This is a genomic window from Nonomuraea turcica, assembly GCF_030718205.1.
Lineage (GTDB): Bacteria > Actinomycetota > Actinomycetes > Streptosporangiales > Streptosporangiaceae > Nonomuraea.
The window spans coordinates 69,783-86,655 of record NZ_JAUZQF010000011.1 but is presented as its reverse complement, the minus strand read 5'-3'; the positions used below and the strand labels follow the sequence as shown (position 1 = coordinate 86,655).

20 protein-coding genes are annotated in these 16,873 nt (G+C 68.4%); 12 read left to right on the top strand and 8 right to left on the bottom strand.

Features of this window, described 5'->3' with window-relative positions; translation table 11 throughout:
- Positions 1-162 precede the first annotated feature (162 nt).
- Positions 163-378, top strand: a complete 216-nt coding sequence (locus Q9G87_RS27685; protein ID WP_305919410.1) for a hypothetical protein — start codon at positions 163-165, stop codon at positions 376-378.
- 15 nt (positions 379-393) lie between these two features.
- Here the strand turns inward: Q9G87_RS27685 and Q9G87_RS27680 are convergent, their stop codons facing one another.
- Entirely contained in the window at positions 394-3,237 is a 2,844-nt protein-coding gene (locus tag Q9G87_RS27680) for an AfsR/SARP family transcriptional regulator (protein WP_305919409.1), read from the bottom strand.
- Positions 3,238-3,670: 433 nt separating this feature from the next.
- Positions 3,671-4,600, bottom strand: coding sequence for a zinc-binding dehydrogenase (locus Q9G87_RS27675; RefSeq protein ID WP_305919408.1), 930 nt, complete (start codon positions 4,598-4,600; stop codon positions 3,671-3,673).
- 88 nt (positions 4,601-4,688) lie between these two features.
- On the opposite strand from Q9G87_RS27675, the gene Q9G87_RS27670 reads away from it, so the two are divergent.
- The gene (locus tag Q9G87_RS27670; protein ID WP_305919407.1) at positions 4,689-5,342 is read left to right on the top strand and encodes a TetR family transcriptional regulator; all 654 of its coding nucleotides are present in this window, start codon (positions 4,689-4,691) and stop codon (positions 5,340-5,342) included.
- 141 nt (positions 5,343-5,483) lie between these two features.
- On the opposite strand, the gene Q9G87_RS27665 is transcribed toward Q9G87_RS27670, so the two are convergent.
- Complete coding sequence (locus Q9G87_RS27665) at positions 5,484-6,293, bottom strand: alpha/beta fold hydrolase (RefSeq protein WP_305919406.1); 810 nt, start codon at positions 6,291-6,293, stop codon at positions 5,484-5,486.
- A 172-nt stretch (positions 6,294-6,465) separates the two neighbouring features.
- Between Q9G87_RS27665 and Q9G87_RS27660 the strand changes: the two genes are divergently transcribed.
- Positions 6,466-7,005, top strand: coding sequence for a VOC family protein (locus tag Q9G87_RS27660; protein WP_305919405.1), 540 nt, complete (start codon positions 6,466-6,468; stop codon positions 7,003-7,005).
- Here the strand turns inward: Q9G87_RS27660 and Q9G87_RS27655 are convergent.
- On the bottom strand, positions 7,002-7,616 hold the full coding sequence (locus Q9G87_RS27655; RefSeq protein WP_305919404.1) for a TetR/AcrR family transcriptional regulator: 615 nt from the start codon (positions 7,614-7,616) through the stop codon (positions 7,002-7,004). The two genes, Q9G87_RS27660 and Q9G87_RS27655, sit on opposite strands and share 4 nt — an antisense overlap.
- A gap of 40 nt (positions 7,617-7,656) precedes the next feature.
- Here Q9G87_RS27655 and Q9G87_RS27650 point away from each other — a divergent pair, with 40 nt between their 5' ends.
- From Q9G87_RS27650 to Q9G87_RS27630, 5 genes are all read left to right on the top strand, one after another.
- Positions 7,657-8,934: an alpha-amylase family protein gene (locus Q9G87_RS27650; RefSeq protein ID WP_305919403.1), complete on the top strand. Its 1,278-nt coding sequence runs from the start codon at positions 7,657-7,659 to the stop codon at positions 8,932-8,934.
- 289 nt (positions 8,935-9,223) lie between these two features.
- Positions 9,224-9,517 carry a hypothetical protein gene (locus Q9G87_RS27645; RefSeq protein WP_305919402.1) on the top strand — a complete coding sequence of 98 codons (294 nt, stop codon included), beginning with the start codon at positions 9,224-9,226 and terminating at the stop codon, positions 9,515-9,517.
- Positions 9,514-9,783 (top strand): hypothetical protein, encoded by a 270-nt coding sequence (locus tag Q9G87_RS27640; protein ID WP_305919401.1) that lies wholly within the window; start codon positions 9,514-9,516, stop codon positions 9,781-9,783. The genes Q9G87_RS27645 and Q9G87_RS27640 overlap by 4 nt, the downstream gene beginning before the upstream one ends.
- A gap of 777 nt (positions 9,784-10,560) precedes the next feature.
- Positions 10,561-11,298, top strand: a complete 738-nt coding sequence (locus Q9G87_RS27635; protein WP_305919400.1) for a VOC family protein — start codon at positions 10,561-10,563, stop codon at positions 11,296-11,298.
- Positions 11,299-11,462: 164 nt separating this feature from the next.
- Positions 11,463-11,867, top strand: coding sequence for a sensor histidine kinase (locus tag Q9G87_RS27630; RefSeq protein WP_305919399.1), 405 nt, complete (start codon positions 11,463-11,465; stop codon positions 11,865-11,867).
- Positions 11,868-12,009: 142 nt separating this feature from the next.
- Here the strand turns inward: Q9G87_RS27630 and Q9G87_RS27625 are convergent, their stop codons facing one another.
- The gene (locus Q9G87_RS27625) at positions 12,010-12,417 is read right to left on the bottom strand and encodes a RidA family protein (protein ID WP_305919398.1); all 408 of its coding nucleotides are present in this window, start codon (positions 12,415-12,417) and stop codon (positions 12,010-12,012) included.
- A 72-nt stretch (positions 12,418-12,489) separates the two neighbouring features.
- On the opposite strand from Q9G87_RS27625, the gene Q9G87_RS27620 reads away from it, so the two are divergent.
- Entirely contained in the window at positions 12,490-13,155 is a 666-nt protein-coding gene (locus Q9G87_RS27620) for a TetR/AcrR family transcriptional regulator (RefSeq protein WP_305919397.1), read from the top strand.
- Between the two features lie 9 nt (positions 13,156-13,164).
- On the opposite strand, the gene Q9G87_RS27615 is transcribed toward Q9G87_RS27620, so the two are convergent.
- Complete coding sequence (locus Q9G87_RS27615) at positions 13,165-14,139, bottom strand: helix-turn-helix transcriptional regulator (protein ID WP_305919396.1); 975 nt, start codon at positions 14,137-14,139, stop codon at positions 13,165-13,167.
- A 110-nt stretch (positions 14,140-14,249) separates the two neighbouring features.
- Between Q9G87_RS27615 and Q9G87_RS27610 the strand changes: the two genes are divergently transcribed.
- The gene (locus tag Q9G87_RS27610; protein WP_305919710.1) at positions 14,250-14,645 is read left to right on the top strand and encodes a RidA family protein; all 396 of its coding nucleotides are present in this window, start codon (positions 14,250-14,252) and stop codon (positions 14,643-14,645) included.
- Positions 14,646-14,707: 62 nt separating this feature from the next.
- On the top strand, positions 14,708-15,049 hold the full coding sequence (locus Q9G87_RS27605; RefSeq protein ID WP_305919395.1) for a DUF488 family protein, N3 subclade: 342 nt from the start codon (positions 14,708-14,710) through the stop codon (positions 15,047-15,049).
- Positions 15,050-15,123: 74 nt separating this feature from the next.
- Here Q9G87_RS27605 and Q9G87_RS27600 read toward each other — a convergent pair whose 3' ends face one another.
- On the bottom strand, positions 15,124-15,519 hold the full coding sequence (locus tag Q9G87_RS27600) for a helix-turn-helix transcriptional regulator (RefSeq protein WP_371825832.1): 396 nt from the start codon (positions 15,517-15,519) through the stop codon (positions 15,124-15,126).
- Positions 15,520-15,805: 286 nt separating this feature from the next.
- The gene (locus Q9G87_RS27595) at positions 15,806-16,216 is read right to left on the bottom strand and encodes a VOC family protein (protein WP_305919394.1); all 411 of its coding nucleotides are present in this window, start codon (positions 16,214-16,216) and stop codon (positions 15,806-15,808) included.
- Between the two features lie 150 nt (positions 16,217-16,366).
- On the opposite strand from Q9G87_RS27595, the gene Q9G87_RS27590 reads away from it, so the two are divergent.
- Complete coding sequence (locus Q9G87_RS27590; RefSeq protein WP_305919393.1) at positions 16,367-16,801, top strand: GNAT family N-acetyltransferase; 435 nt, start codon at positions 16,367-16,369, stop codon at positions 16,799-16,801.
- Positions 16,802-16,873: the final 72 nt, after the last annotated feature.

The window sequence follows — 16,873 nt, the reverse complement described above, 5'->3', positions numbered from 1 at the left end:
GCGACGGTCGTCGTACCCGTTCTGGCAGCCGGGTTGGTCGCGGCAGCTCAGCCGGTATCGGCTGCGTCTGCCCAGGCCGGAGCCGTCAGTGCGGCGAAGTGCATACTGTTCCCCGGCAAGGCGAAAAAGGATGGCTACCGGGATGTCGTCGACGCGGGCTCTGTGTCGAGCGACTGTAAGGGCCGAGTCGAGCTGCGCCTTCAGCGCCAGCGGTGGTACGGCTGGGAGACCATGGCCCGGGACACCTGGGACACCAAATGGAGCAACAGGAGAGCCGTGGTCTATGCGACATGCAAGGGCACCCACAACTGGCGTGTCTGGATGTACTCCGACAGCGCCGGCGCCGCCACCGCCGGCAACACGAAGATCAGCTGCTGATTCGCCGCCCGAGGGTCAGAGCATGTTCTTGATCGGCCGGGGGGTTTCCGGCACCGCCTGGGCGAGGATCTCGGTCGCCTCCCGGGGCGTGAGCAGGCGGGCGTCGCGCAGGAGGCGGACGGACTCCTCCCACTGTTTCCGTGCTTCGCCGTGCCGTTCGAGGGCGTGCAGCGTGACGCCGAGCCACCAGCGTGACACGGCTTCCCCCAGGCGGTATCCCGACTCGTGGAGCAGTCGCACGGCCATCGTGTAGCTTTCCACCGCCTCGGTCAGCTGGCCGGCGTGGCGGTAGACGTCGCCCAGCGAGTCGTGTGCCGTGCCCGCACCGGCGAGCGGGTCCGCCTTCGGCCACAGCTCCACCAGCCGGTGTGCTTCCGCCATCGCCTCGTCGAGGCGCCCCTGACGGCAATAGACGTGCACCCGGTTGTTGCGGATCAAGGCCGTTGCCACAGGGCGTTCGGCCTCGTCGTTGAGCGCCAAAGCGGACTCCAGGTAGCCGAGCGCGTCGTCGAGGCGGCCCACGATCGTGTTGATGACACCGAGGTTGTTGAGGGCTCCTACCTTTCTTCGGGGCAGTTCCGCGCGGTCCCAGTCGGTGAGAGTCGTCTTCAGTTCCGCGATCGCGGCGTCGTAGCGGCCCTGGTCTCGGTAAACCCAACCCAGGAAGCTCCGGAGCTGGGCCTTGTCCTCCCATGCCGCGATGCGATCGGCCACCTCGATGGCCTGCGCGTAGACGCCGGCCAGTTGCGTGTGCCAGCCCTGGTAGCAAAAGGGCCAATGGAGTCCGATGACCAGGCCGATGGCCGTCGCCGGGTCGGGGCCGGCCAACGCCTGCTGCGCGGCGGCGAGCAGGTTGTCCCGCTCGCCCTGGACCCATCGTCCCGCCTCCGCGTGGTCCTTGAAGGTGATGTCGGGCAACTCGACGGGGCATCGCAGTACGGCATCGCTGGCGAGCATGGTGCTCGCCATCCAGAGGGTGGTCAGGTAGTGGTGGAACGCGCGTCGTACGGCGGCGGTGCGTTCCTCCTCCGACAGGTCCTCGTGTGCCCGTTCGCGGGCATAAAGGCCGACCAGGTCGTGGAACTGGTAGTGGTCGGGTCCGGCGGGTTCGAGGAGGCGGGCGTCCTGGAGGCGTTCCAAGGCGGCTTCGGCGCGGTGGAGGGGCCAGCCGGTCAGGGCGGCGGTGGCGGCGGGGGTGTGGGTGGGCAGGCCGAGCAGGCCGAGCAGGGGCAGCAGGTGGGCGGCGTCGCGGCCGGTGGGTTCTTCTTGGAGGTGGTGGTGGCTCACCGCGATGCTGGCGCGGACGGCCAGGTCGGCGAACTCCAGCACGTCCAGGCGGCGGGTGGCGTCGGCCAGCCGTGTTTCCAGGTCGGACAGGGTCCAGTCGGGGCGGGCGGCCAGGCGGGCGCCGACGATCCGCAGGGCGAGGGGGACGCCGCCGCACAGGTGGACGATCCGCTCGGCCGCCTGCGGTTCGGCGCGTACCCGGTCGGGGCCGGCCAGGCGCGACAGGAGCGCGGCGGCGTCGGCGGCATCCAGGATGCCCAGGTGAAGGTGGCGGGCGTTGTCCAGGGTGGCCAGCGGGTCCCGGCTGGTGATCAGCACCCGGCAGCCTGGGCCGGCGGGGATGAGCGGGCGGATCTGGCGGACGTCGCGGGCGTTGTCGAGGATGACCAGCAGGTTGCCGGTCGCGGTCAGGGAGCGGTAGCGGGCGGCGGCCTCGCCCGGGTCGGCGGGGACGGCGGCGCCGTCCAGGCCGAGGGAGCGCAGCAGGTGGCGCAGAGCCTGGGCCGGGGTCAGCGGGTCGAGGCCGGGGGTGGATCCGTGCAGGTTGAGGTAGATGACGCCGCCGGTGTACCGGGCGGCCACGGCGTGGGCGACGTGGACGGTCAGGGCGGATTTGCCGATGCCGCCGGGTCCGTCGATCACCGTGATGGAAGGCCCGTGGGCGGGTCCGTCGCCGAGTGCGGTGCGCAGGTCCTGGATCTCGGTGGCGCGGGCGGTGAAGGCGCGGGTGTCGGCGGGCAGTTCGGCCGGGATGTACGGCTCGCTGAGCGTGACCTGTTGGGCCGGGGCGGTCAGGTCAAGGACGGGGTCCTTGAGCAGGACGGCCTGGTGCAGGCGGCGTAGCTGGGCGCCGGGTTCGATGCCGAGTTCGGAGACCATGATCCGGCGGGTGTCCTGGTAGACGGCGAGCGCTTCGGATGGGCGGCCGGCGCGGTGCAGGGCGAGCATGAGCTGGGCGGCGGGGCGTTCGCGCAGGGGGTGCGCCCGCACGTGTGGGGCCAGGTCGGCGGCTACAGCGTGGTGGTCGCCGGCGGCGAGGCGGAGATCGGCGTGGTCTTCCAGGACGGTGAGGTGTTCTTCTCCCAGGCGGGTGGCTTCGATTCGTGCCCAGGGGGCGGTCAGTTCGGCCAGCGGTTCGCCTCGCCACAACTGCAGGGCCGTGCGGAACAGGGCGTCCGCGGTGGCCGTGGCTCCCTGCGCTTGGGCGGTGCGGGCGCGTTTGGCCAGGCGGGTGAACTGGTGGGCGTCGATGTGCTCGGGTTCGAGCGCGAGCAGGTAGCCGCCGGGCATGGTCTGGATGATCTCTTCGGCGGTGTGGGGTCCCAGGGTTTCGCGGAGTTTGGAGATCACGATGTGGAGTTGTTTGGCCATGGTCGCCGCGGAGCTTTCTCCCCATATGTCGGTGAGGATCCGCTCGGTGTGTACGGCCTGCCCGGCGTCCAGGGCAAGTCTGGCGAGCACGCCGATTCGGCGTTGCCCGGCGAGCCGGACCGGTTCGTCACCGGCCAGGACCTGCCACGGGCCGAGGTACCTGATCTCCAGTGCCATAGAGAGCGTGTTTCCCTCCTTCAACGGGGTCCGCATTGTAACGAGATGGCCGGGCTCATTCGCGGCGATGACGGCTGGAACGCCGTCTTCGTGCGGATTTCCGGCGTCTTCGTTCTCATGTGCATGTCTAGACGTGCGGGCTTACATGTGACTTGCAGGCTACCGATCATTCAGGAGAGACCAACGGCAGGACCGCCCCACGGCGTCCGTACCGGCTGGCCAGGAGAATCGGCATATGCCAATGCCTGCGCGAGATTGCCTGCATTGACGCAGGAGGCGCTGCCCCACGAGCTGCGCCATTGAGCACCGCTAGGGCCACGAACTCGATGCGACCGCCCGCCGGGGCCTGTACCTGGCTCCGACGTGGCCTTGGAGTTCGAGGGCGGTCGGTCCGTGCATCAAGTGGAGGAGCCGGCCTGACCGGTGCCGGCGCCGGCTCCTCAGGAGGTGGGCGTCGTCAAACCAGGTCGAGTACGGCCTTGCCGTGCAGGCGGCGCTCGACCAGGGCGCGCACCGCATCCTGCACGTCGTCCCACCCGCCGCGCCACGTGATCTCCGGGCTCAGTACGCCGTCCGCAACCTGCTGGGCCAGCCAGGTCAGATCCCGATCCAGCCCGTCGCAGAACAGCAGCATGAATGTGACGATCGAACGATCATCACGGCCGGGCCCGCTGAACAGGGCGCCGAACGGGAAGTTCTCGCCCTCACCTGTGGAATGACCGACGGCCACCAGCGTGCCGCCCGCGCCCATTTGGTCGAAGGCCTCCACGAGCTGCGGGCCGCCCACCATGTCCAGCACGCCGTCGAGCTCGCCGCCGGCTTGCGCCGGACGGGACACCACCTCGTGGGCGCCCAGAGCGCGCAACGTCTCACCATGCTGGCCGGGATCGCCTGTGGAGGCGATCACGTGTGCGCCGCCGAGTCTGGCGAGTTGGACGGCGTAGCGGCCGACGCCTCCCGTGGCGCCGGTCACGAGGATCCTCCTCCCCAGGATGGGCCCGATCCGGTGGAGTGTGCGCAGCGCGGTGCCGGCCGCGACCGGGATGGTGCTGATCGCGCCCGGCTCCGCGTGCTCGGGCACCACGCCGATCCAGTCGGTCCGTACGGCGCGGATCTCGGCCCAGCCTCCACCCTCTTCGAGGGTCACGACGGGAGTGCCCACGGCCGGACCGGACCCGTCCGCCGCCGCCTGGATGACGACACCGGCGGCGTCCCAGCCGAGCACCGTTCCCTCCTCAGCCGTCTCGATGCCGTGCTTGACCTCCCCAAAGTTGAGCGAGGTGGCCTTGATCCGCACCAACGCCTGGTTCGGGGCAGGCACCGGCTCGGGCACCTCCCCGATCCGCAGGCCGCCGGGTACGGAACGATCAACGATCAAGGCGCGCATAGCGGTCCTCTCATAGACGTCAGCTCAAAGTGCCACTCAGTAGCATAAGCCTATGGAGGGCATCTGCGTTCTAGGTACACTCTGACTGATGACTGCTGATCCTTCCGCTGCCTCCGAGGCGGAAAAGCTCACCCTCCGGGAGCGCAAGAAGCTCAAGACCCGGGCCGCGCTGGTGGATACCGCCCTCGCGCTCTTCACCGAGCGCGGCTTCGATGGGGTGACCCTCGACGAACTGTGCGAGGACGTCGAGGTCTCCAAGCGCACCTTCTTCCGGAATTTCGCCAGCAAGGAGCAGGTGGCCTTCGCTCCGCTGGAGGCGCTGTGGAATGGGCTGCGGGACGACGTCGAGCACGTGCCGTTCGGTCGCGCGCCCGTATTGGAGGTGTTGCAGGAGGCGCTGCTCGCCGCCCTCGCGCGCCTGGACGACGGTGGCGCGGCGTGGGTCACCCGTGTGCGGTTGAGTCAGGAGCTGGCCGCGCGCACGCCATCGATCGCCGCGTACGGGCTTCAATACTGCGACCGCACCAGCGCCGCCGTCGAGGCGACGTTGCGCCGGCGGCTGAGCCTGGACCCCGATGACCCGCGGCCGAGATTGGCGCTGGACCTGGTGGTCGCGGCGTTCCATGCCGCTTTGCGGGGCTGGACCTTCAAGCCCGGCCCCCATACCCACGCGAGCCTCGCCACCGAACTACGGTCGGTCTTCACGGCCATCCCCGGCGCCGTCACCTTCAGCGGGGCCTGACCAACCGGAAACGCGGAACGGTTCGGGCGGTCGCCAGGGTCTCGGCGGGGGCTACGTCCATGGCGCGGGCGGTGCGGCAAGTGGACGCCGAGACGAGCACCAGCGGCCGGATCACCACACCTCCGCCCCTGTGCGACCAGGTCAGCGCCCAGCCACGAACTCGCGCAGCACCGGCACCACCGCGTCGGCCGTGAGGGTGTGGTCGGCGGTGGGAATCTGTCGCAGCTCGCCCTTGGGCAGCACATCGGCGATCGCGGCCGCAGCCGGTGGCAGGGACGGGAAGGTCTGCTCGCCGACAAGCACGAGCACCGGCGTCGTGACGTCGGCGTAGCGCTGGAGGGCGGCCGGGTCGCCGGCCATCAGGCCTTCCATGATCCGCCCGTCGTAGCGCAGAGTAGGCGCGACCTGGATCGCGGGCTCCCAGGTCGGCATGGCCGTCATGCCGCCGAGCCACTCTTCGGGGATTCCGACGGCCTCGACGGTGAACAGCTTCAGCGCCTCCTCTCGGCGGCCATCGGCGATGAGCGCGTCCAGTCGCGGCAGGTAGTCGGCCGGCACCGGTGGCCGCTGGTCGTCGACGACGCACGGCGGCTCGAACATCACCACGCCGTCGACCGGCAGCCCGGCGCGGGCGGCCTCGAGGGTCAGCACGGCGCCCGAGGACTCCCCGAGCAAGGTGGCGCGGCCGCCGGCGTGGGCGATGAGCGCCGCGATGTCCTCGATCTCACGCTGCACGGAGTACGGTTCGGTGTCGCCGCTCTCGCCGCGTCCCCGCCGGTCGAAGACGATCACTCGGAGGTCACCACCGGCGACGTCGGCGATCGCGGCCGGAGAGGGCTGCACTGCGCGGTGTGCGGTGGCACCGTAAACGTGGACGATCGCCGGCGCGTCGGCCGGGCCGTACTCGTCGAATGCGATCATGGTGCCGTCCTGCGAGCGGACTGTTCCCATCGTGGTTCTCCTCTTCAGCTCACGTCCTGGTGGAACCAGGTCGTGTTCGTTTCGATGGCTCTACTGTGGCGGAGCGCGCTTATGGTTTCCTTCCGCCGGCCTTTATACGGGGGGTTAATGAGGTCGGCGGCAATCCAACTAGCGCAGGTTAGGCGGTTGCTGCTTCCTGGCAGTGAGACGGGTACGTGCCAACGACTTCCTCGACTCGGCCAAGATCTTCGTGAGCGATCTGACCAGGAGCCGGGAGTGGTACGAGAAGGTCTTCCGACTGGAGCACGACACGAGCTTCCAGGACGACGACGGCGTGATCCGCGGCATGAGCTTCCGGGTGCCGGGCACGAGCCTGCAGATCGCACTGCGGGAGAATCTCAAGCTCGCCGAGGCGCTCTACGACGCCGACCCGTTCGCTCTGGCGACGACCAGGGAGGCGCTCGATGCCTGGGATGCGTACCTGGACGAGCTCGATATCCCGCACACGCCGGTGTTGGAGACCACGAGCGGTCACGCGCTCGGCTTCCGCCATCCCGACGGCATGCAGATCCGCCTCTACGCCCACGACGAGGAGGTCCGCGCGGCTGGAGACGCCCAGCTTGGTGTAGGCGGACTGGAGGTGGTTGAGCCGCACAAGTCGTTGTCGCCCCGGCCGTCGCAACTGGATCCGTTCATGGCGTTGATCGATCAGATGTGGCGAACGGACCTGGACGAGGCCTAGACGAGGGTGGATGGGTGGAGGGCGCTGTCGAGGGCCGATAGGGCCTGGTTGGTGAGCAGGCGGCGATGCGAGTCCGGGTAGCCGGCCTTCGACCAGGCAAGGCAGGCGGCGTCCAGGAAGCCCAGATATCCGTGCAGCGCGTAGTCCACCCCTTCCGCGTCGTCCAACTCGAGCACTTCATGAAGGAGGCGGACATACGTTTGCCGGATGCGGAGGCGGATGGCGGCGGCCTCGGCGGGCTCGCCGCTAGGCGCCAGGAACGGGCCGCGCCAGCCGGCACCCCATTCCTTGACCGTGTCCAAATAGACCCGGATGCTCGCCGCGAGCCGGTCCCGGGCCGGCGCGTGGGGCCCGAGGGCGGCGTCGGCGGCACGCTGCCGGTCGAGCAGCCGGGCGACCGCGGCCTCGACCACGGTCAGGTAGAGGCTGCTCTTGCTGCCGAAGTAGCGATGCACCAGGGCTTGGGACGCTCCGGCCGCCTCGGCCACCTGGTCCACCGACACCTGGTCGTACCCGGCGCGAGAGAACGCTTCCCCCGCGGCGCGCAGGATGGCCTGCCTGCGTGCATCCTCGCCGAGCCGCTGCCGGGGCCGCCGATCCGTTCGTGGCATACGTCGACCTTACACCCGCTACTGAGATACGCTCACTAGCGTGACGTCGTGGATCGAGCACGCCATTTGGTGGCATGTCTACCCGCTGGGCTTCGCCGGCGCCGAGCCGGCGGCCCTGCCGCCTGGCGCCCAGGTGCAACACCGCCTGCTGCGGCTGGAGCCGTGGCTGGATTACGCCATCGAGCTGGGCTGCTCAGGCCTGCTGCTGGGCCCGATCTTCGCGTCCGAGACGCACGGATACGACACGTTGGACCACTTCAGCATCGATGCCCGGCTGGGCGACAACGAGGACTTCGACCGCCTGGTACGCGCCGCCCGCGACCGCGGCCTGCGGATCGTCTTGGACGGTGTGTTCAACCACGTGGGCCGGGGGCACCCGAAGTTCGGCGATCCGCGCTTCGCGCACTGGTTCGTGCCCGAGGGGTCCGGCCACCGCACGTTCGAAGGACACCACGGGCTCGTGACACTCAATCACGACCACCCGGACGTGCTGGACTATGTCGTACGGGTCATGGACCACTGGCTGACCCGCGGCGCATCGGGGTGGCGGCTGGATGCCGCGTACGCGATGCCGGCTGTCTTCTGGCGCAAGGCACTGGCGCAACTGCGCCCGCTCCACCCCGACGCCTGGATCGCCGGCGAGATGATCCACGGCGACTACGCAGGCTATGTCGCCGAGAGCGGGCTGGACACCGTCACCCAGTACGAGCTGTGGAAGGCGACCTGGAGCTCGCTGAACGATCGCAACTTCTTCGAGCTCACCTGGGCCCTGGACCGGCACAACGCCTTGCTCGGCTCCTTCGCGCCGCTCACGTTCGCCGGCAACCACGACGTGACCAGGCTGGCCACCCGGCTCGACGACGAGCGACATCTCGGTCATGCGCTCGCCGTGCTCTTCACAGTGGGTGGGCTGCCCAGCGTCTACTACGGCGACGAGCAGGCCTTCCAAGGGGTGAAGGAGGATCGGCTGGGCGGCGACGACGAGATCCGGCCCGCCTTCCCGGCCGCTCCCGGCGAGCTGGACCCTGCGGGGTGGCCGGCGTATCGGCTGCACCAGCGCCTGATCGGGCTGCGGCGCCGCAACCCATGGCTGGTACGGGCCCGCACCGCCGTGCGTCATCTGACCAACACGGCCGTCGCGCTCGAAGCCGATGGCGGCGACGGCAGGTTCGTCACGCTGCTCAATGTGGGTACGGAGCCGTACCGGTTCCCAGTAGATCCGGCCGGGCTTGCCATCGCCGAGACCTCGGAAGGCGGGCAGCAAAAAGACCCCTGTCTAGTGCCCGCCCACGGATGGACGATTCTCACCGGCGCCTGACCTCCCGGCGCGTGGCTGTCATGAATCGCGCCCCGCGACGTTCCCCTGGGAGAGCCCTCTCGCCTTCCAGCCCAGCCGGGACCGGCCGGCGGCGCAGGCGACTGTCCCTTGTCAGCGAGCCTTGCCCAGCCGTGCCACCGAAGGGTGAGCGATCATGCACAGCCGCATACCTGTGACCTGGACTGACGCCGATCAAGGTTCGATGTCACACGCTTAGCCCTCGTTGACACAGGACACCTGCGAGCAACCGCGTTCACGTCGTACCCTGATGCCTATGAAAGGCGGTGTCATGAGCGCTCAGCCCGTTGGCAGAGGCCCGGTAGACCATCCGAGAGTTCCGAAGACGATCGGCGGCATCTCCAATGCGCTGCGCGGAAGTCGCCGTGCTCAGTTCTTCGCCGAGCTTCTGGAAGCGCAGCAGGGCCCTGAGCTGGACGGGGTACTGACCGCTTGGTGGGGCCGAGCGATGCTCGACACCGATCCTGACCGGGACCGGGTACGCGCGGCGGCCGAAGCCGGAACTCTGCCGACCACGAGCATGGATGAGGTCCTCCGCCGACGGCGCGAGCGCGGCGTCCCATGAGCGCGGACGACGACCTATGGCCCGTTGTGCCTTCGGAGGTCGTGGCTGACACGCTTGCTGACCCGTCGGTCTCAGCGGAGGTGTTCTCGACAGTGGTGGCACTCACGGTCGCGATCTGTGAGGACCCATGGCTGGCTGGAAGCGACCAAGTCGGTGCCGATCCCGATTGGAGAGAGATCTTGATACCCAAGGGGTTTGGCATCGCGGAGTACCGGATCGACAGGAAGAACCAGCAAGTCGTCCTAACCCGCGTAGTCCTGTTCTGACAGAATCCGCCTGTCGCTCCTCTTCACTCTCGACCATCTCCTGCAGACGGAGCGGCGCTGATTCCGGCTGAACACCTGTCGGAGTACACGCTGGTGCGCAGCGGGAGCACCATCGTCCTCGTAGACGGCGATGAGGCCATCGATCTGCTGCGCCGGCCGGGCAACGTCGTGTTTGCGGGATTGGTGGACGTCTTCGGAGAGTTCGATGGTCGTGTGGGGCATGTCTTGCCCTAGGCCTCATGGCCGACAATGTCCGCAGTGCTCAAACGCCTGCTCGCGTCCATCCAACTCGAGAATGGATCCTGCGGGGACGGTCCCAGGCCGCTACCGTCGCGCCGCGGCCGTGTACGCCTCCAGCAGCTCCCGATCGAGAGGTTGTAGCCCGCAGCAGGGCCTCCGCAACCACAGCGGCAACCCGAAGGAGGAGCCGGCCGTTTTCGTCGAGTTGAGCGGCTACTAATTCAGCCACCTCCTCTCCTCTCGCCTTGATGACCATCAATACCTTGGACCGCTGTCGGCGAATGGTGCCGCCCGGGTCACTGCTGAACTCGTCTAGGCGAAACTCTACGCTTATCGTGCGGATTTTATTATTCACATGTCGTCCGAAGTCGATCTGGGCGATGAGGACCGCGAACTCCTCGTGCCGGGATCAGTTTTCACCACGTTATCCTGATCACTTTGCTGCTCGTCCTGTCGCCTCTCGTCGTGCCGTCCCTCCACCAGACTCTTGTGCTCTGTCTCGGTCTGGTAGTTGTACGGAGGCATAGGGTTGGCGGCATGGCGACGCGGCTTGTTCAGATTGCGATGGATGCTCGGGATGACTCCGCAGTGGGTCGGTTCTGGGCGGAGGCGCTCGGCTGGAGTGTTTCCAGCGAGGGGCCCGGCGTGACCAACGTCGAGCCGGTGGGCCTCGTCTATCCGGACCCCGTCGCCGTCTACATCGACGTCGTTGCCGTTCCGGAACCTAAAACGGTGAAGAACCGTGTGCACCTCGATTTCGCGACCACTTCTGCGGCCCACCAGGCGGACCTGGTCAGCCACCTGCGGGATCTCGGCGCGACGCCCGCCGACGTGGGCCAGGGCGACGTCCCGTGGACGGTCCTCGCCGACCCGGAGGGCAACGAGTTCTGTGTGCTGGAGCCTCGATCGAAGTATCTGGACACCGGGCCGATCGCGGCGGTGGTGGTCGACTGCGTGGATCCGCGGGCCATGGCAGCGTTCTGGGGCGAGGCGATGGACTGGACTCTGCACGAGGTGACCGACGATTACGCGGTGCTGCGCTCCGCAAAGGGGGTAGGGCCGTATCTGGAGTTCGTCCGCACACCCGGCGTGAAGACCGTGAAGAACCGTATCCATCTCGACCTCCGGCCGTACCCCGGTGACGATCAAGCGGCGGAGGTGGCCCGGCTGCGGGCTCTCGGCGCCACCGACGTCGACCTCGGCCAGGGCGACGTGCCGTGGACGGTCCTCGCCGACCCGGAGGGCAACGAGTTCTGCGTCCTCACCCCGCGCTGATACGGAACCTCTTCTCCGTGCGCGGTACCACGATTCCCGGGCAACCACTTCTCACCCGTGAAATCGCCCGGTCGCCCACATGTTTCATGTGACTCTCATCCCATCACCATGTGGCTCAAAGGATGCTCCATGACTCTGGTCCCATAGGGGAAGAGGAGGGCGTCATGACCGCGGTGTCGGAATTGGCCAGGAAGCCGTCGCACGTCACGGGCCGTACGTTGCGGGAGTCGGTGGAGGCGTTCGTGGCCGGCTGGAGCCAGCACACGGCGATCCCGGTCGAGGTGTGGGCGCTGCCCAAGCGCGTCGTGCTCGACGAGGCGGCCTGCCTCGTGTTCTCGGTGCTCGTCGACGCGCTCTCCGCCGTGGAGCGGGCCACGTACGTGTCGATGGCGCTGACCGCCGGGGACACGTTGAGGCTGACCGTGTGCGACGACGGGTTGGGGCTCGGCTCGCGGGAGGTTCTCGACCGCGGCGAGCTGCGCGCCCGCGCGGCAGCATTGGGAGGGCGGTACGACCTCGCCTCATCAACCGGCGACGGGACGACCATCACGCTGGAGCTGCCGCTGTGAGCCCAGGCCGCATCCTGGCAGCCGGTGCACGAGCTCGGGGCCTTGAGGCACGCGGCGTACTTGGCGAGCACCCCGCAGCAGGGGAGGCGGACACCGCCCGCCGACACGGGAGATCGGCGGAGGTGTCCCAAGGGTGCCCGATTCAGTCGATGACGGCGGTGGCTTCGACCTCGACCAGCAGATCGGGTTCGCCCAGTGCCGCGACTCCCAGGAGCGTGATCGGCTTGACCGGATCGACCCCCAACTTCGCGGCTGCCCGCGCGACACCCTCTCCCAGCAGCGGCATCTTGTCGGGTGCCCAGTCGACGACGTAGATGGTCAGCTTGGCCACGTCGTCGAAGGATCCGCCGACCGCGGCCAGTGCGGTGCCGATATTGAGGTAGGCCTGCTCGACCTGAGCGGCCAGATCTCCTTCGCCGACTCGCCGGCCCTCGGCATCGCGGGCCACCTGGCCCGCCAGGAACACCAGTTTGGACCCGGTGGCGATCGACAGTTGGCGATAGACGTCGGGTTTCGGCAGTCCGTCGGGGTTGACCAGTGTCACGGCCATGTCCGCTCCTTCAATCAGCACAGATGGTTGGGCGTCCCCCGAAAACATAGCAATGCTATGTATTGTGGTGCCATGGTGAGGGTGAAGGACCCGGCGGTACGCTCCCTCCTGATCGACCGGGCCGCGCAGATGCTCGCCGTCCGACAGCCGGTCACGCTCCGCTCGCTGGTGGCCGGAACCGGCGTCTCGTCCATGGCCGTCTACACCTACTTCGGCGGCATGGACGGCCTGTGGAAAGCCGTGCGGCAGGAGGGGTTCACGCGCCTGGCGGCCCGGCTCGCCGCAGTCTCGCCGTCGGAGGATCCCGTGCGGGATCTCGCCGCCCTCGGCGCCGCGTACCTGTCCAACGCCCTGACCAGTCCCGATCTTTACCGGGTCATGTTCGACGCCGGATTCGAGCTCGAGGACGCCGTGGCCGCAGATCACACGCTGCACTGTCTGGTTCGCGGCGTCGAAAGGGCGACGGCCGCCGGTCGCTTTCGTGACGACATCGACCCGCTGGAGCTGGCTACGCAGAGCTGGACCATCGGTCATGGACTGGCATCGCTGGTCGCGACCGGCCCATTGCCGGGTCAAGCGCTCGCCCACGGCGTGCCGCTGCTGACTGCCCTCTTCACCAGCGCAGGCGACAATCCCGAGCAATGCCGCCGGTCAGTCGAACGTGGCTGGCGCCCTCTGACAACCGATCACTGCTCCGAGTTCTCCGACACGGTGCCGGCAGAGATCCCGTCCCAATGACGACAACTCTCAGGATGACGCTCCGTAGCGGGTGGCGATCGCGGCGGCGCGGTTGCGCAGGGAGTCGCGCAGCCACTGTGGGGCCAGGGCTTCCGCGTTCGTGCTGAGCTGCCACAGCGCCCATTCGGCGTGTCGCGGATCTTGGAAGGTCACCTCCAGCCGCAGCCAGCCGTCTGAGTCGGCTTCTTCGGCGAGGACGGCCAGCGCGGTGCCCACCAGGTCCTCCCGCCGCGCCGGGTTCAGCCGTACCAGCACGGTGACTTGGTCGCCGCCGGTCCGAAACCGCGTGCTGCGTTCCTGCCAGGCCCGGTCCAGATCGACCCGGTCCGGTCGTTGTGCGGGTTCGGCGAGTTCCTTGGCGGCCAAGACCCGGGACAGCCGGTAGGTACGGTCCGCGCCGGACCTCGTGGCCAGTAAGTAGCCCCGATCGCGTACGGTGACCAGGCCGATCGGGTCCACCGTGCGCCACTCCGGGGCCTGGTCCACAGCCGCGTAGTGGATGCGCAGCTTGTGTCCGGCGAACACCGCGCGCAGGACCTCGGCCGCTATGGCGTCAGGCACCTCCTCATCGACCAGCCGACGCGAGAGGAGGTCGGTCTCCGGGTCGATGAGCAATCGCTCGGCCGCGCCGGCCGCGGTGTCCCGATAGCTTTCGGGCAGCGCGTCAACCACCTTGAGCATCGCCGAAGCGAGCGCCGAGCCGAGGCCGAATGCCTGTGCGCCGCGCCGCGATCCGGCGACCAGCAGGGCAAGGGCCTCGTCGTGGTTCAGTCCGGTGAGCTCGGTCCGGAAACCGGGCAACAACGCGAAACCGCCGTGCCGGCCGCGTTCGGCGTAGACCGGGACGCCCGCTGCGGACAGCGCCTCGATGTCGCGCAGCACGGTGCGGGTGGACACCTCCAGCTCGCGGGCCAGCGCGGCCGCGGACAACCGGCCGTGCCGGCGCAGCAGCAGCACCAGCGAGACCAACCGGTCGGCGCGCATGCGGGGAACTTTATCGAAATACACGACACAGGATGTCGTGATTTGTTGGGAGGCTCATCAACCGACGGACCTGCGTCAATGTCGACGAATCGAATGGAGCTGATGTGGCAATGGAGCGTACGGCGGTCAACCCGTGGGCGTGGTCGGTGGAGCTGGGGTACAACCAGGGTGAGATCGTCTCTGGGCACACCCGGACCCTGTACTGCGCCGGGCAGACCGCGATGAGTGGCGACGGCAAGCCCCAGCATGCCGATGACATGGCCGCGCAGTTGGCGCTGAGCCTCGACAACCTGGAGGCCGTGCTCGGCGAGGCCGGCATGTCCCTCGCGAACCTCGTCCGGCTCAACGTCTACACCACCGACGTCGATCGGCTCTTCGAGCACTACGGCGTGCTGGCGTCGCGCTTGGGCGCCGCCGGGGTGGCGCCGTCCACCACGATGCTCGGGGTGACACGGCTGGCGATCCCCGACCTGATGGTCGAGCTTGAGGGGACCGCCGTCGCGTGATGCGACCTCCCCGCCTCCGGCAGTGCTGCCGGAGGCGGGCGGCACGAGTAGGAGGCAGGTGGGTGATTTCCGGTGCTCAGGATGGTGACCATCAGCGTCTATGGTTTCGGCGGCGAGTCCTTCCTGCAACGACTGCGGCACGCCGGCTTCAGTACGCCGAGGATGACGGCCAAGGGGTCGGCAAGCGCTCGCGCCGCGAGCTCGCTGCCGAGTACGCCCGCCGCTACACCACCGAGATCCTCGACCACGCCGACCTCACGCCGATCGTGTCGGCGCTGCCGAGCAGCGGGACCGCAGCGCTGCTCTGTGTCGAGCGCGACCCCGAGGCCTGCCACCGCTCGTTGATCGCCCAGCGGCTGACCGAGCAGCACCGCGTCACGATCGAGCACCTGCGCCCATCGTGACGCGTGAATTCCTATGATTTCGGCTGATTTCGGCGCTCTGCTCGGCGGTCTGGATGCCGGTGTTCGCGTTCAGGTCAGGCCATCTCGAGGGTGAGGGATTCGATGGAAGTCATAGCCGGCACGCTAGGTGCGGCTTGATGACCGGCGCTTCTTCGATTCCTGACCGGTCGGGTCACCTGTTTCGCCACGCATGACGGCATCCCCGACGCCGCGCCCGCCGCGCGGTGCCGGTAGGCGCTGGGCGGCATGCCGACCAGCTCGGTGAAGCGCGTGCTGAAGGTGCCCAGTGACGAGCAGCCGACCGCGAAACAGACGTCGGTGACGCTGAGGTCGCCACGCCGCAGCAGCGCCATCGCACGCTCGATGCGCCGCGTCATCAGATAGGAGTACGGCGACTCGCCATAGGCGAGCCGGAACTGGCGGCTGAGGTGCCCGGCCGACACGTTCACGCCCCGGGCGAGCGCCTCCACGTCCAGCGGCTGCGCGTACTCCCGGTCGATCCGATCGCGGACGCGACGCAGTCGCGCAAGGTCACTCAGGCGATGTGCCGCGGTAAGTGCGGGTCCCCATGAAGGATGACACATGAGAGAACACCTTTCATCGATGTCCGCGAGCACCTGGGCTGCATGGCGAGGTGCTCGACGACGATGACCGGCTTGCCGGGCGTCGACGAGCCGGTCGAGCAGGCTGAGAAACCGCTCGATGTCGGCGAAGCGAGCCCAGTGGTCTGGCTCGCTGCCGCCCCCAGTGAACGGCTCAGCGAACCTCCTGGATGCGGACCAGGTTGCCCGCGGGGTCGCGGAAGGCGCAGTCGCGAACCCCGTAGGGCTGCTCCGTCGGCTCCTGGACTACCTCGGCGTCGCGGGCCTGCAGCTTCTCGAAGGTGTCGTCGAGGTCCCGGGTGGCCAGCAGGATCCAGCCGTAGGTGCCCTTGGCCATCATCTCGGTGATGGTGCGGCGCTCGTCGTCGGTGATGCCGGGGTCGGCGGCGGGCGGCGCCAGGAGGATGGACGTGCCGGGCTGGCCGACAGGGCCGACGGTGATCCAGCGCATCTTGCCGTGTCCGACATCCGTGCGAACTTCGAAGCCGAGGGTGTCGCGGTAGAAGGCCAGGGAGGCGTCCGGGTCGTCGTGCGGGAGGACGGTCGTGTGAATGGTGATGTCCATGCCGTCACGTTAGCTGCGGCTCGGTGACCAGCGCTTCTCGAAACCTGATCGGTCCGGCCACCAGTTCACCCAGGATCTTCCACCCTGCGGATCAGTGCCGGGCGGCGGACCATATCTCTCGACACGGAGCAGGGCTTTACGCTTGCCTGCATGAAGATCCGCCTCAGAAGCCCCGAGGACAGGAAAGCATGCGTTGAAGCACTCGCCCAGGTCCAGGCCGCTGACCGCTATCCCGTGGACTGGCCGGACGATCCTTGGGGTTGGCTGACGCCGGCCGACCTGGCATCGGCCTGGATAGCGGTCGAGCGAGGCACCGTACTTGGCCACGTGGGTCTTACCCGAGACGCCGAGATCGTCCGCCTGTTCGTGACCCCGGCAGCACGCGGACGCGGTCTGGCCGCTCAACTGCTCGACTCCGTCCGCGCCGCTGTGCGGGGGCCGTTGAAGCTGGAGGTTTCCTCTGAGGGCACGGCGGCCATCGCCTTCTACGAACGGTCCGGCTGGCGCAGGGTTGGCAGCAGCCGCGCTGACTGGGTCAACGCAGCCGGTGAGCCCGCTCTGCTCCACCACTACGTGACTCCGTAGCGTCGGCGATCCTGGCCATCAGCTCGTCCAGCATCGCGCGCCCCGCTGCTCAGGCGCTACGCTGCCACCGTT